The sequence below is a fragment of the Cryobacterium sp. MP_3.1 genome (assembly GCF_035984795.1).
Lineage (GTDB): Bacteria > Actinomycetota > Actinomycetes > Actinomycetales > Microbacteriaceae > Cryobacterium > Cryobacterium zongtaii.
This window is the reverse complement of sequence record NZ_JAXCHV010000005.1, coordinates 1-12,616: the sequence shown is the minus strand read 5'-3', so window position 1 is coordinate 12,616 and position 12,616 is coordinate 1. Positions and strand designations below refer to the sequence as shown.

The following is a 12,616-nucleotide window of genomic DNA, read 5'->3' as shown; positions in this document are numbered from 1 at the left end:
CGGTCAGGCAGGGTCGCGGCGCGTGTTGTGCGTCGTGGCAGGTCTTGAGTTCGGCGGCACGTGTTGTTGCGTGTGCCGCCGGGGCCGGCACGTGCCGCCGGGGCCACCACGGGCCGCGGGGACTTGCGCGCGCCGCGGCGGCTTCACCGGGCACCGCGATTGTCGGGCTGTGCTGGCGTCCGGGTAGGTTTGGTCCATGGTCTTTTCGGTAGCGGTTGCGGGCGCCAGCGGGTATGCGGGCGGTGAGCTGCTGCGTTTGCTGGCCGCTCACCCCGATTTCGAGGTGCGCACGGTCACCGCGCACAGCAACTCCGGCCAGCGCCTTGTCGACGTGCAACCGCACCTGCGCTCACTGTCCCACCTCGTGCTGGCCGACACGGATGCGACCACCCTGGCCGGCCACGACGTCGTCTTCCTCGCCCTCCCGCACGGCGCATCCGGGGCACTGACCGCCCAACTGAGTGCCGACACCCTCGTGGTGGACTGCGGCGCGGACCACCGCCTCGAGAGCGAGTCCGACTGGGCCGCGTTCTACGGCGGCGACTACTTCGGCGCCTGGGCCTATGGTGTGCCCGAACTGCCCGTCGCCGGCGGCCGGCAGCGTGACCGGCTGATCGGCGCCCGCCGCATCGCCGCGCCGGGCTGCAACGCCAGCACGGTCGCGCTCGCCCTGGCCCCCGGCATCCTCGCAGGCGTGATCGAACCGGCCGACATCGTCGCCGTGCTCGCCGTCGGCCCCTCCGGCGCCGGCAAGAGCCTCAAGGTGCCCAACCTCGCCGCCGAGATCCTCGGCTCCGCCAACCCCTACGCCGTCGGCGGCAGCCACCGGCACATCCCCGAGATCCAGCAGAGCCTGCGCTGGGCCGGCGCGACCGGGCCCACGGTGTCGTTCACCCCGGTGATCGTGCCGATGTCGCGTGGCATCCTCGCCACCGCGACGGCCCGGCTGGTGCCGGGCACCAGCGCCGCCGCCGTGCGCCGCGCCTGGGAATCCCTCTACGCCGACGAGCCGTTCGTGCACGTCCTGCCGACCGGCCAGTTCCCGCGTACCGCCGACGTTCTCGGTGCCAACACCGCCCTCATCGGCCTCGCGATCGACGAAGCCGCCGGCCGGGTGGTCACGGTCACCGCCGTGGACAACCTCGTCAAGGGCACCGCCGGCGCCGCCATCCAATCCGCCAACATTGCCCTGGGGCTGCCCGAAACCCGGGGCCTCAGCACGAATGGAGTTGCCCCGTGAGCGTCACCGCCCCCGCCGGATTCGCCGCCGCCGGCGTCACCGCCAGCCTCAAGAAATCCGGTGGCCTCGACCTGGCCATCGTCGCCAACCTCGGCCCGCTCGCCAACGCCGCGACGGTGTTCACCAGCAACCGGTGCAAGGCCAACCCGATCATCTGGAGCCAGCAGGTGATGAGCGACGGCCGCGTCAGCGCCATCGTCCTCAACTCCGGCGGCGCCAACTGCTACACCGGCAGCATCGGCTTCCAGACCACCCATGCCACCGCCGAGGCCGTCGCCGAACAGCTCCAGGTCTCCTCCGGCGACGTTCTGGTCTGTTCCACCGGCCTGATCGGCGAGCAGCTCGATCTTGGCAAGATCACCGCGGGCGTCTTCGATGCCGGCGTGGCCCTCAAGGATGCCGCCGCATCCTCTGCCGCCGCCGGCCTCGCCGCCGCGCAGGCGATCATGACCACCGACACCCGGCCCAAACAGGCCACCCAGGTGTCCCCGGCCGGCTGGACCATCGGCGGGATGGCCAAGGGTGCCGGGATGCTCGCCCCCGGCCTGGCCACCATGCTCGTCGTGATCACCACCGACGCCGTCCTGACCTCCGCACAGCTGGATGCCGCGTTGCGGGAAGCCACCCGGGTCACCTTCGACAGGCTCGACTCCGACGGCTGCATGTCCACCAACGACACCGTCAGCCTGCTGGCCTCCGGCGCCAGCGGCGTCGACGCGGACCCCGAAGAATTCACCACCGCGCTCACCAACCTGTGCCGCGACCTCACCCTGCAGCTGCAGGGCGACGCCGAGGGCGCCTCCCACGATGTGGCCATCGAGGTTTGTAACGCCGCGTCCGAAACCGAGGCCGTCACGGTGGCCCGCGCCGTGTCGCGCAGCAATCTGTTCAAGGCCGCGATCTACGGCAACGACCCCAACTGGGGCCGGGTGCTCGCCGCGGTGGGCACCATCCCCGAGGCCGACGCGGCATTCGACCCGTATGGCATCGATGTGGCCATCAACGGCATCCAGGTCTGCACGGCGGGGGAGCCTGACCAGCCGCGCGAGCTGGTCGACCTCACCCCGCGCGCCGTCTCGGTGGTCATCGATCTGCACGCCGGCACCGCGGGCGCCACGATCTGGACCAACGACCTCACCCACGACTACGTCGAAGAGAACAGCGCGTACTCCAGCTGATGAGCACCGAGCCGATGAGCACCGCCACTCCCGCCGCACCGCCGCAGGTTCCCACCCTCGACGACGTCGACAACACCCCCGCGGAGGCGAAGGTCAAGGCCGCCACGCTGATCGAGGCTCTGCCCTGGCTGAAGAAGTTCCACGACCAGATCATCGTCGTCAAGTTCGGCGGCAACGCCATGGTCAGCGAGGAACTGCAGCGCGCGTTCGCCGAGGACATGGTGTACCTGCGCTACGCGGGCATCCGCCCCGTCGTGGTGCACGGGGGCGGCCCGCAGATCTCCGCGATGCTCGCCCGCCTCGGTATCGAGAGCGAATTCCGCGGTGGCTACAGGGTCACCACCCCCGAGGCCATGGACGTGGTGCGGATGGTGCTCACCGGACAGATCAACCGCGACCTGGTCAGCCACATCAACGCGCACGGCCCCCTCGCCGCCGGCCTCAGCGGCGAAGACGCCGGCCTGTTCCGCGGACGCCGCCGCGGTGTCGTCATCGACGGCGAAGAGGTGGACCTCGGCCTGGTCGGTGACGTGATCGGCGTCGATCCCGAGGCCGTGCACGCGCAGCTGAGCGCCGGCCGGATCCCGGTGGTCTCGTCGATCGCGCCGGACGTTGAGGTGCCGGGTCAGTCGCTCAACGTCAACGCGGATGCCGCCGCCGCGGCCCTCGCCGTGTCGCTGAACGCCGCCAAACTTGTGATCCTCACCGACGTGGCCGGCCTGTACAGCGACTGGCCCAACCGCGACTCTCTCGTGTCCGTCATCGACGTCGATGCGCTCCGCACCCTGCTTCCCGATCTCGAATCGGGAATGATCCCCAAGATGACAGCCTGCCTGGACGCCGTCGAGGGCGGCGTCGCCAAAGCGGCGATCATCGATGGTCGAGTGCCGCACTCGATCCTGGTCGAAATCTTCACCGGAAGCGGCATCGGTACTGAGGTGGTTCCCGCATGACCCTGCACGAACGCTACGCAGACGCAATGATGAAGACGCTGTCGCCCCCGCTGGCCGTGCTGGTGCGCGGTGAGGGCTGCTACGTCTGGGACGAGGACGGCACCAAATACCTCGACTTCCTGGCCGGCATCGCCGTCAACTCGCTCGGCCACGCCCACCCCGACATGGTCGCCGCCGCCCAGCAGCAGATCGGCACCCTCGCGCACATCTCCAACTACTTCGCCTCGCCGTCGCAGATCGAGCTCGCCGAGCGGCTCAAACGCCTCACCGGTGCGGGCGACGCCGGCCGGGTCTATTTCTGCAATTCCGGAGCCGAGGCCAACGAGGCCGCGTTCAAGCTCGCCCGACTGAACACCGCCGGCGGTCGCCGCAGCCGGATCCTCGCGCTGAACGATTCCTTCCACGGCCGCACCATGGGCGCGCTCGCCCTCACCGGCAAGCCGCTGATGCGCGCCCCGTTCGAACCCGTTCCCGGTGGTGTGCAGCACATCGAGACCACCATCGCCGCCCTCGAGCGTGAACTGGACGACACCGTCGCCGCGCTGTTCCTCGAACCCGTCAAGGGTGAGGCCGGCGTCATCGACCTGCCGGAGGGCTACCTGCGCCGCGCCCGCGAGCTCTGCACCCAGCACGGGGTGCTGCTCATCATCGACGAGGTGCAGACCGGCGCCGGCCGCACGGGCAAGTGGTTCGCCTACGAACACTCCAACGTGCTGCCGGATGCCGTCACCGTCGCCAAGGGCATCGGTGGGGGAGTGCCGATCGGAGCGCTCGTGACCTTCGGCGACACCAGCGACCTGTTCCTCCGCGGCCAGCACGGCTCCACCTTCGGCGGCAACCCGTTCGTCACGGCCACCTCCAATGCGGTGCTGGGCGTCATCGAACGCGACGACCTCGTCGGCAATGCCGCCCGCCGCGGCGAGGAGATCCGTGAGCTCATCGTCGGCATGGATTCGCCCCTGATCAGTGAAGTGCGTGGCCGCGGGCTGCTGCTGGGCATCGGCCTGAGCGAACCGGTGGCCCTCAAGCTGGCCGCCGCCGCGCTGGCCGAGGGCCTGATCGTGAACGCCGCGAACGAATCCAGCATCCGGATCGCACCGCCACTGATCGTCGGCGATGCCGAGCTGGCCGACTTCGACGAGCGTTTTCGGGCGGCCCTGGCCCGTGTGACCAGTTCGGGTCTCATCCCCGCCATTAGGTAACCCGCCACGAGATAAGGTGGAGGAATCCCGCATTACACCTCAGAATTCAGCGAAAGTGACCCCGTGACCCGCCATTTCTTGCGCGACGACGACATTTCTCCGGCCGAACAGGCCGAGATCCTCGATCTGGCCCTGGAACTGAAGCGAGACCGATTCTCGGTCCAGCCGCTGGCCGGACCGAAAACTGTCGCCGTGATCTTCGACAAGTCCTCCACCCGCACCCGGGTCTCGTTCGCCGTCGGCATCGCCGACCTCGGTGGCAGCCCGTTGATCATCAGCACCGCGAGCAGCCAGCTCGGCGGCAAGGAAACCGCCGCTGACACCGCCCGGGTGCTCGAGCGTCAGGTCGCCGCCATCGTGTGGCGCACCTACGGCCAGGCCGGACTTGAAGAGATGTCCCTGAACACCACGGTGCCCGTGGTCAATGCGCTCTCCGACGACTTCCACCCCTGCCAGTTGCTCGCCGACCTGCTCACCATCCGCGAGCACCGCGGCGACCTCGCCGGTCAGACCCTGACGTTCCTCGGCGACGGCGCCTGCAACATGGCGCAGTCCTACCTGCTCGCCGGCACGACCGCCGGTATGCACGTGCGCATCGCCTCTCCGGCCGGGTACACACCCGACCCGCAGGTCGTCGCCGACGCTGAGGCCATCGCCGCCCAGACCGGCGGTTCGGTGGCCCTGTTCACCGACCCGGCCGCGGCCGTTGCCGGCGTTGATGTCGTCATCACCGACACCTGGGTGTCCATGGGCAAGGAAGAGGAAAAGGCCATCCGGCTCGGCTCCCTCGGCAGCTACCGCGTCGACGCCGACCTGATGGCCCTGGCCAAGCCCGATGCGCACTTCATGCACTGCCTGCCGGCCGACCGTGGCTACGAAGTCACGGCCGACGTCATCGACGGCCCGCAGAGCATCATCTGGGACGAGGCGGAAAACCGCCTGCACGCCCAGAAGGCGCTGCTCGTCTGGCTGCTCGCGCACAACGCGCGCTAACCGCCGGCTCGCACGCACCACCAATAAACTTGAATCACGCAAAACTTATGAAGGAGAACCATGGCTGAGCGGGTTGTACTGGCATATTCCGGGGGCCTTGACACCTCGGTGGGCATCGGCTGGCTGAAGGACGCCACCGGCAAAGAGGTCGTCGCACTGGCCGTCGACGTCGGACAAGAGGGCGAGGACATGGATGTCATCCGACAGCGCGCCCTCGACTGCGGTGCTGTGGAGTCGATCGTCGTCGACGCCAAGGATGAGTTCGCCAACGACTACATCGTCCCGGCGCTCAAGGCCAACGCGCTGTACCAGAAGCGGTACCCGCTGGTCTCCGCGATCAGCCGCCCGCTGATCGCCAAGCACCTCGCCGCCACCGCCCGCGCCCTCGGCGCCGACAGTGTCGCGCACGGCTGCACCGGCAAGGGCAACGACCAGGTGCGCTTCGAAGCAGCCGTCACCGCCCTGGCCCCCGAGCTCACCTCGCTCGCTCCGGTGCGCGACTTCGCGCTGACCCGCGACAAGGCCATCGAGTACGCCGCGCTGCACAACCTGCCGATCGCGCAGTCGAAGAAGAGCCCGTACTCCATCGACCAGAACGTCTGGGGTCGCGCCGTCGAGACCGGCTTCCTGGAAGACCCGTGGAACGCGCCGATCGAGGACCTCTACACCTACACGCAGGACCCGTCCATCCCGCGTGAGGCCACCGAGGTCATCATCACCTTCGACCAGGGTGTTCCCGTTGCCGTTGACGGCAAGCCGGTCACCCCGCTCGAAGCCGTGGTGCTGCTGAACAAGCTCGCCGGCGACCAGGGTGTCGGCCGCATCGACATCGTCGAAGACCGTCTCGTGGGCATCAAGAGCCGCGAGGTCTACGAGTCCCCGGCCGGAATCGCCCTGATCACGGCGCACGAAGAGCTCGAGAACGTCACCGTCGAGCGCGACGTCGCCCGCTACAAGCGCGGCGTCGAAGCCAAGTGGAGCGAGCTCGTCTATGACGGCCTCTGGTTCTCCGGCCTGAAGAAGTCGCTGGACGCCTTCATCGACGACACCCAGAAGTACGTCTCCGGCGACATCCGGATGACGCTGCACGCCGGCACCGCCGTCGTCACCGGGCGTCAGAGCAAGCAGAGCCTGTACGACTTCGACCTGGCCACCTACGACACCGGCGACTCGTTCGACCAGTCGATGGCCAAGGGCTTCATCGAGCTGTGGAGCCTGCCGAGCAAGATCGCGGCCCGCCGCGACCAGGCCGCGAAGTAGGTCCCGGCATGACCGGCGACACGAGCATCAACCGTGCGGGTGAGGCGGGCGCCCTCTGGGGCGGCCGCTTCGCCGGCGGACCGTCGCCGGAGTTGGCGCGCCTCAGCAAATCCACCCATTTCGACTGGCAGCTGGCCGGGTACGACATCCGCGGGTCGCGCGCCCACGCGCGTGCCCTGGCCGCTGCCGGCTACCTCACCGAGGACGAACTGGCCGGCATGCTCGCCGGCCTGGACACCCTCGATGAGGCCGTCAACGATGGCCGGTTCCAGCCGGCCGCGACCGATGAAGACGTGCACTCGGCGCTGGAGCGCGGGCTGATCGACATCGTCGGCACCGAACTCGGCGGCAAGCTGCGCGCCGGCCGCAGCCGCAACGACCAGGTCGCCACCCTGGTGCGGATGCTGCTGCGCGACCACGCCGCCGTCATCGCCCGGCTCGTCGTCGACCTCATCGACGCCCTCGCCGCGCAGGCCGAGGCGAACGAGACCGCCATCATGCCCGGCCGCACCCACCTGCAGCACGCCCAGCCGGTGCTGCTGGCCCACCACCTGTTCGCGCACTGCTGGCCGCTGGTGCGCGACCTCGAACGGTTCACCGACTGGAACAAGCGGGCGAACTTCTCCCCGTACGGCTCCGGCGCGCTGGCCGGCAACACCCTCGGCCTCGACGCGACCCTCATCGCCACCGAACTCGGGTTCGGCGCCGTCGTGGAGAACTCCATCGACGGCACCGCCAGCCGCGACCTGGTGGCCGAATTCGCCTACATCACGGCGCAGATCGGCATCGACCTGTCCCGCCTGGCCGAGGAGATCATCCTCTGGAACACCCGCGAGTTCGGTTTTGTCACCCTGCACGACTCGTACTCCACCGGGTCGTCGATCATGCCGCAGAAGAAGAACCCCGACATCGCCGAGCTCGCGCGCGGCAAGTCCGGTCGGCTGATCGGCAACCTCACCGGGTTGCTCACCACTCTCAAGGGCCTGCCGCTGGCGTACAACCGCGACCTGCAGGAGGACAAGGAGCCGGTTTTCGACTCCATCGAAACCCTCGAGGTGCTGCTGCCCGCGTTCACGGGCATGATCGCCACGATCACCTTCCACACCGACCGCATGGCCGAGTTGGCGCCGCAGGGCTTCTCCCTGGCCACGGATGTTGCGGAGTGGCTGGTGAAACGGCACGTCAGCTTCCGGGACGCGCACGAGATCACCGGCACCCTGGTGAAGGTCGCCGAGGCCCAGGGCCTCGACCTGCACGAGATCGACGACGCCGGGCTCGCGGAAATCTCGCCGCACCTCGTTCCCGAGGTGCGCGAGGTGCTCACCATTCAGGGCTCCGTCAACCGCCGAGACGGCCAGGCCGGCACCGCTCCCGTGCGGGTCGCCGAGCAGCGCGCCGCGCTGGTGGCCCGGGTGCATTCCCTGGCCACGGCGTTGGCTCGCTGAGCCGTCCCGCTGAGCACCGGCACGCCCCGACGAAAACGCTGCGGATGACCGTCGACCCTGACCTGTTCGCCCGGGGCGCGGTCGACGTGGCTCCGCTGCTGCTGGGCGGCCTGCTCCGGCACGGCGACACCGTGCTGCGCATCACCGAGGTAGAGGCGTACCTGGCCGGAACGGACCCCGGCTCGCACGCCTTCCGTCGGCGCACCGATCGAAACACCACCATGTTCGGGCCGCCGGGTCACCTGTATGCGTACTTCAGCTACGGCATGCACGTCTGCGCCAACATCGTCTGCTCTCCCGAGGGCGAGGCGTCGGCGGTGCTGCTGCGGGCCGGCGAGATCGTGGCGGGCCACGAGGCGGCTCGCGCCCGTCGCGGTCCGACGGTGGCCGTGCGGGACCTGGCGCGCGGTCCGGCCCGACTCACCCAGGCGCTGGGCATCGGACTGCACCAGGATGGTGCCGACCTCGGCGCCGAACCGTTCGAGCTGACCCTGGCCGAGGCGGCTCCGCCGGTGCAGACCGGCCCGCGGACCGGAGTGAGCGGGCCCGGCGGCGGCACCGAGTACGCCTGGCGGTTCTGGATTCCGGGGGACCGGACGGTGTCCGCGTACCGACGGCATCCGCACGCACCTCAATGATTCTCATACCTACCGGCCAGTTACTCTGGCCATCCCCAGAAAAGCGACACAGAAGGAAGCATCAATGCCCACACGTACCGCCCGCACAGCCTGGACCGGAACTCTCGACGACGGCGCAGGCCAGGTCGAACTGACGAGCTCGCAGCTCGGCACCCACGACGTGTCGTTCCCCCGGCGCGCCGCTGACGACGCCAATGGGATCACCAGCCCCGAGGAACTGCTCGGCGCCGCCCACTCCGCGTGCTACTCCATGCAGCTCTCCGCCGAACTGGCCGCCAGCGGCGGAACCATCGAGGCCCTGGACGTCTCCGCGGATGTCACCCTCGGCGCCGACCCCGCCGGTGGCTTCCGCCTCACCGGCATCCACCTCACCGTCTCCGGCGAGGTTTCCGGCATCGACAGTGAGACCTTCCTCGCCGCCGCGCAGGCCGCGAAGGAGAACTGCCCGGTCAGCAAGGCGCTCACCGGCGTGGAGATCACCCTCGACGCGGTGCTCGAAGACTAAGCACCCCGCAACCAACAAGCCCGGCCCGCAGGATGATCCTGCGGGCCGGGCTTGTTTTCACGTATGCGGGCGGTCGCAGCCGACGTCAGGACTGCGCGAGGCTCACAAGGATGGCGCAGGCGCACGCCCAGATGAGGCTGGCGAAGGTACCGATGATGAACCGTTCGCGCGCTTCAGAGGATGCCAGCTCGGTGAAACGGCCGACGCCCTTGATCGCGACGACAACAGCGAGGGCTTCGGGAAACCCGGCCAGGATCGCGCCGGCGACGGCCAAACGCTCCAGGATGCCGATGGTGAGACCGCCCCGCAGCACCTCGTGCACCGCGGTCGACGGGACCGTATCGCCGACCGATGCCGTGTCGGCGGTGGGGGAGGACTCGGCGCCGACGAGGATGCCGCCGTGGCTGCCGGGCGCCACCGAGTTCTTCGTGGCCAGTTGCAGGGCGAGTACGGCCGCCGGACCGCCGCCGATCACGGCCAGCGCCAGCGCGGCCAGGCCGATGACCACCCCGAAGACCACCGGCGCCTCGCCGAGGGGGAGGGCGGCGAGCAGCAGGGCCCCGCCCAACGCCCCGGCCGACGCGATCGCGAACGGCTGCTTTCCCAGCCGAAAGGCGAGGACGGCCAGGATCAACGAGGCCATTGTGACCAGGAGCAGGAGCACCCAGTACAGGTACTGCACGACGTCGAGGGAAGTCAGGGCATTCATCGGCGGAGGCCATCCATTTCGCTGGTGTCGCTGTCGTGGGTGTCGTTGTCGAGGGTGTCACTGGTGAGGGTGCCACTGTCAAGATTGTCTAGCAGCCTAACCAGTGCCGGGTGCGCGGCGCGCTCCACCTTCCACTGCGCGCTTTTCACCCGCTGGCTCACCGCGGCCGTGGAGATGCCGAGCCTGCGGGCGATGTCGGTCTGCGCGAGCCCATTCTCGAGCAGGTCCACCGCCTCCCACCCCTCACCGCTGCGGCGCTGGCGCAGCAGGAGCAGCATCGTCACGAGTGCTTCCACTTCCGTGGCTGTGGAAGTTCCGGGCCGGTCCGCGGCGGGCGGGGTGTCCAGCGCGAATCGGGCCTCGGCCCGTTTGGCCCGGGTCACTGCGGCCCTGGCGGCGATGAACGCGTCACCCGTGGCCTGCCGGGTGGTGGCCGGCAGCGGGGTACGCACCGGGCCGACGCCTACCCCGACGCTCCAGAATCCGGTGCGGTGCAGATCGAGCACAATAGCGAACGCGTCGGCGGCCGTGGCGACGAGCAGCTGGATCTCGTCGCCGGAGGTCTGGTCGGGGGGGAGCGTGAAGGCCTCGGCGTGGCGCTGCACCAGCTCGGCGATCATGTCGCTGGCGCGATCACGATCGTGGCGGCTGTCGATTTGATCGGCGGTAATCACAAACATGGGTTAAGCCTCCGTCCTAATCACAGCCTAATCAAGCTTCAAGCATTAATCCAGCTGTATTTAGCTTCAGGGCTTGATCACCACCCGTGTCGGATGCTGAATCCCGAGAACCCGGCCGCCTGCGCTGGTAATCTGGCTGCGTGTCAGACCCCAGCATCCTTGCTCAGCAAGCCAACGATCCCACCTTCGCCGACGTCTGGGAGGAAATCTCCTGGCGTGGCCTGGTCCACGTCTCCACCGATGAGGCCGCGCTGCGCGCCCTGCTCGCGGGGGACCCGATCACGTACTACTGCGGATTCGACCCCACCGCGGCCAGCCTGCACCTCGGCAACCTGGTTCAACTCCTGCTGATGCGCCGGCTGCAGCTGGCCGGCCACCGGCCGCTCGGGCTCGTCGGCGGGTCCACCGGGCTCATCGGCGACCCGCGCCCCACGGCGGAGCGCACGCTGAACACTCCGGAGGTCGTCAACGAGTGGGTCGGCTACCTGCAGGCTCAGGTCACCCGCTTCCTCAGTGCCGAGGGCGACAACGCCGTCACCCTGGTGAACAACCTCGACTGGACGGCGCCGTTGTCGGCGATCGACTTCCTGCGCGACATCGGCAAGTACTACCGGGTGGGCACCATGCTCAAGAAGGATGCGGTGAGCGCCCGGCTCAATTCCGACGCGGGCATCAGCTACACCGAGTTCAGCTACCAGGTGCTGCAGGGCATGGACTTCCTCGAGCTCTACCGCAGTCACGGCTGTGTGCTGCAGACCGGGGGCAGCGACCAGTGGGGCAACCTCACCAGCGGCACCGACCTCATCCACCGCGCGGAGGGCACCAGCGTGCACGCGATCGGCACCCCGCTGATCACGAACACCGACGGCACCAAGTTCGGCAAGAGCGAGGGGAACGCGGTGTGGCTGGACCCCACTCTCACGAGCCCGTACGCGATGTACCAGTTCTGGTTGAACACCGACGACGCCGACGTCATCGCCCGGCTCAAGATCTTCACGTTCCTCACTCGCGTGCAGATCGATGCGCTCGAGGAGCTGGTGACCACCGAGCCGTTCAAGCGCGAAGCCCAGCGCACCCTCGCCTACGAGGTGACCAGCCTGGTGCACGGTGTCTCGGCGACGGATGCGGCCATCCGGGCCACGCAGGCCCTCTTCGGTCAGGGCGAGCTCGCCGATCTTGATGCCGAAACCCTCGAGGCGGCGCTTCGGGCGCTGCCGAACACCACGACGTTCCCGCAGGCGCAGGTGATGCAGCTACTCGTGGACACCGGACTGACCAAGAGTCTGGGTGAAGCACGCCGGGCGATCGGCCAGGGCGGCGTCTACCTGAACAACGTGAAAGTCACCGATGAGACGGCCACGGTTGAGGGATCCGTCCTGCCCGGGGGAGTGGCCGTGCTCCGTCGTGGCAAGAAGACCCTCGCCGGCGTTTTCGTCGAATAGACCCGGCGCGCCCGCTGTGTGACCGGCAGGTTACGGCTGCATTGCGGGCGGGTGTCCATCTGCGACACGCCCGGGATGCTCCCGGGATTGCGGGGCATTCGGAACCCGCGTAATGTCATCTCTTGTCACCCCACAGGTGCGGAAAGCCGAAGAGCTTCCCGGCCTCAAGCGGGACCACTTCCAAGTGTTGGCAGCGAATTCATTCGAACTGCCGGGCTTGACGGAAACAGAACTACATCGAAGTGCCTCAGTGCAAAGGTCAATTGGCCGGCGGCTGGGTGCGTCCGATCCTTGAGAACTCAACAGCGTGCACAATGTCAAATGCCAAAAACCTCGGTCGTAGGGTCCCTTTCTAGGGGATACCGCGAAAG

The 12,616-nt window shown here is 68.5% G+C and carries 12 protein-coding genes; 10 read left to right on the top strand and 2 right to left on the bottom strand.

Annotated features, from left to right (window positions below; genetic code table 11):
• Window positions 1-196 precede the first annotated feature (196 nt).
• The 9 genes from argC (at window position 197) to RCH12_RS04785 (ending at window position 9,414) form a co-directional block, all read left to right on the top strand.
• The gene (argC, locus tag RCH12_RS04825; protein ID WP_327016204.1) at window positions 197-1,240 is read left to right on the top strand and encodes an N-acetyl-gamma-glutamyl-phosphate reductase; all 1,044 of its coding nucleotides are present in this window, start codon (window positions 197-199) and stop codon (window positions 1,238-1,240) included.
• Window positions 1,237-2,418, top strand: coding sequence for a bifunctional glutamate N-acetyltransferase/amino-acid acetyltransferase ArgJ (gene argJ / locus RCH12_RS04820; protein WP_327016203.1), 1,182 nt, complete (start codon window positions 1,237-1,239; stop codon window positions 2,416-2,418). The genes argC and argJ overlap by 4 nt, the downstream gene beginning before the upstream one ends.
• Window positions 2,419-2,432: 14 nt before the next feature.
• On the top strand, window positions 2,433-3,371 hold the full coding sequence (argB, locus tag RCH12_RS04815) for an acetylglutamate kinase (RefSeq protein WP_103459640.1): 939 nt from the start codon (window positions 2,433-2,435) through the stop codon (window positions 3,369-3,371).
• On the top strand, window positions 3,368-4,573 hold the full coding sequence (locus RCH12_RS04810) for an acetylornithine transaminase (RefSeq protein ID WP_103429560.1): 1,206 nt from the start codon (window positions 3,368-3,370) through the stop codon (window positions 4,571-4,573). The genes argB and RCH12_RS04810 overlap by 4 nt, the downstream gene beginning before the upstream one ends.
• 63 nt (window positions 4,574-4,636) lie before the next feature.
• Entirely contained in the window at window positions 4,637-5,566 is a 930-nt protein-coding gene (gene argF, locus RCH12_RS04805) for an ornithine carbamoyltransferase (RefSeq protein ID WP_327016202.1), read from the top strand.
• Between the two features lie 60 nt (window positions 5,567-5,626).
• Window positions 5,627-6,826 (top strand): argininosuccinate synthase, encoded by a 1,200-nt coding sequence (locus RCH12_RS04800; RefSeq protein WP_088455754.1) that lies wholly within the window; start codon window positions 5,627-5,629, stop codon window positions 6,824-6,826.
• A gap of 8 nt (window positions 6,827-6,834) precedes the next feature.
• Entirely contained in the window at window positions 6,835-8,271 is a 1,437-nt protein-coding gene (gene argH / locus RCH12_RS04795) for an argininosuccinate lyase (RefSeq protein ID WP_103429562.1), read from the top strand.
• A gap of 44 nt (window positions 8,272-8,315) precedes the next feature.
• Window positions 8,316-8,909 (top strand): DNA-3-methyladenine glycosylase, encoded by a 594-nt coding sequence (locus RCH12_RS04790; RefSeq protein ID WP_327016201.1) that lies wholly within the window; start codon window positions 8,316-8,318, stop codon window positions 8,907-8,909.
• Window positions 8,910-8,973: 64 nt separating this feature from the next.
• Complete coding sequence (locus tag RCH12_RS04785) at window positions 8,974-9,414, top strand: OsmC family peroxiredoxin (protein WP_088455757.1); 441 nt, start codon at window positions 8,974-8,976, stop codon at window positions 9,412-9,414.
• A gap of 85 nt (window positions 9,415-9,499) precedes the next feature.
• Here the strand turns inward: RCH12_RS04785 and RCH12_RS04780 are convergent, their stop codons facing one another.
• Entirely contained in the window at window positions 9,500-10,123 is a 624-nt protein-coding gene (locus RCH12_RS04780; protein WP_327016200.1) for a hypothetical protein, read from the bottom strand.
• Window positions 10,120-10,803: a DNA-binding protein gene (locus tag RCH12_RS04775; protein WP_327016199.1), complete on the bottom strand. Its 684-nt coding sequence runs from the start codon at window positions 10,801-10,803 to the stop codon at window positions 10,120-10,122. Before RCH12_RS04775 ends, RCH12_RS04780 begins: the two co-directional genes overlap by 4 nt.
• A gap of 140 nt (window positions 10,804-10,943) precedes the next feature.
• Here RCH12_RS04775 and tyrS point away from each other — a divergent pair, with 140 nt between their 5' ends.
• Window positions 10,944-12,245: a tyrosine--tRNA ligase gene (tyrS, locus tag RCH12_RS04770; RefSeq protein ID WP_327016198.1), complete on the top strand. Its 1,302-nt coding sequence runs from the start codon at window positions 10,944-10,946 to the stop codon at window positions 12,243-12,245.
• Window positions 12,246-12,616 lie beyond the last annotated feature (371 nt).

What these genes read in the sequence shown, in the direction of transcription:
- argC (WP_327016204.1), top strand. Translation starts at nt 197, where the DNA reads ATGGTCTTTTCGGTAGCGGTTGCGGGCGCCAGCGGGTATGCGGGCGGT.
- argB (WP_103459640.1), top strand. Translation starts at nt 2,433, where the DNA reads ATGAGCACCGCCACTCCCGCCGCACCGCCGCAGGTTCCCACCCTCGAC.
- RCH12_RS04810 (WP_103429560.1), top strand. Translation starts at nt 3,368, where the DNA reads ATGACCCTGCACGAACGCTACGCAGACGCAATGATGAAGACGCTGTCG.
- RCH12_RS04800 (WP_088455754.1), top strand. Translation starts at nt 5,627, where the DNA reads ATGGCTGAGCGGGTTGTACTGGCATATTCCGGGGGCCTTGACACCTCG.
- argH (WP_103429562.1), top strand. Translation starts at nt 6,835, where the DNA reads ATGACCGGCGACACGAGCATCAACCGTGCGGGTGAGGCGGGCGCCCTC.
- RCH12_RS04790 (WP_327016201.1), top strand. Translation starts at nt 8,316, where the DNA reads ATGACCGTCGACCCTGACCTGTTCGCCCGGGGCGCGGTCGACGTGGCT.
- RCH12_RS04785 (WP_088455757.1), top strand. Translation starts at nt 8,974, where the DNA reads ATGCCCACACGTACCGCCCGCACAGCCTGGACCGGAACTCTCGACGAC.
- RCH12_RS04780 (WP_327016200.1), bottom strand. Translation starts at nt 10,123, where the DNA reads ATGAATGCCCTGACTTCCCTCGACGTCGTGCAGTACCTGTACTGGGTG.
- RCH12_RS04775 (WP_327016199.1), bottom strand. Translation starts at nt 10,803, where the DNA reads ATGTTTGTGATTACCGCCGATCAAATCGACAGCCGCCACGATCGTGAT.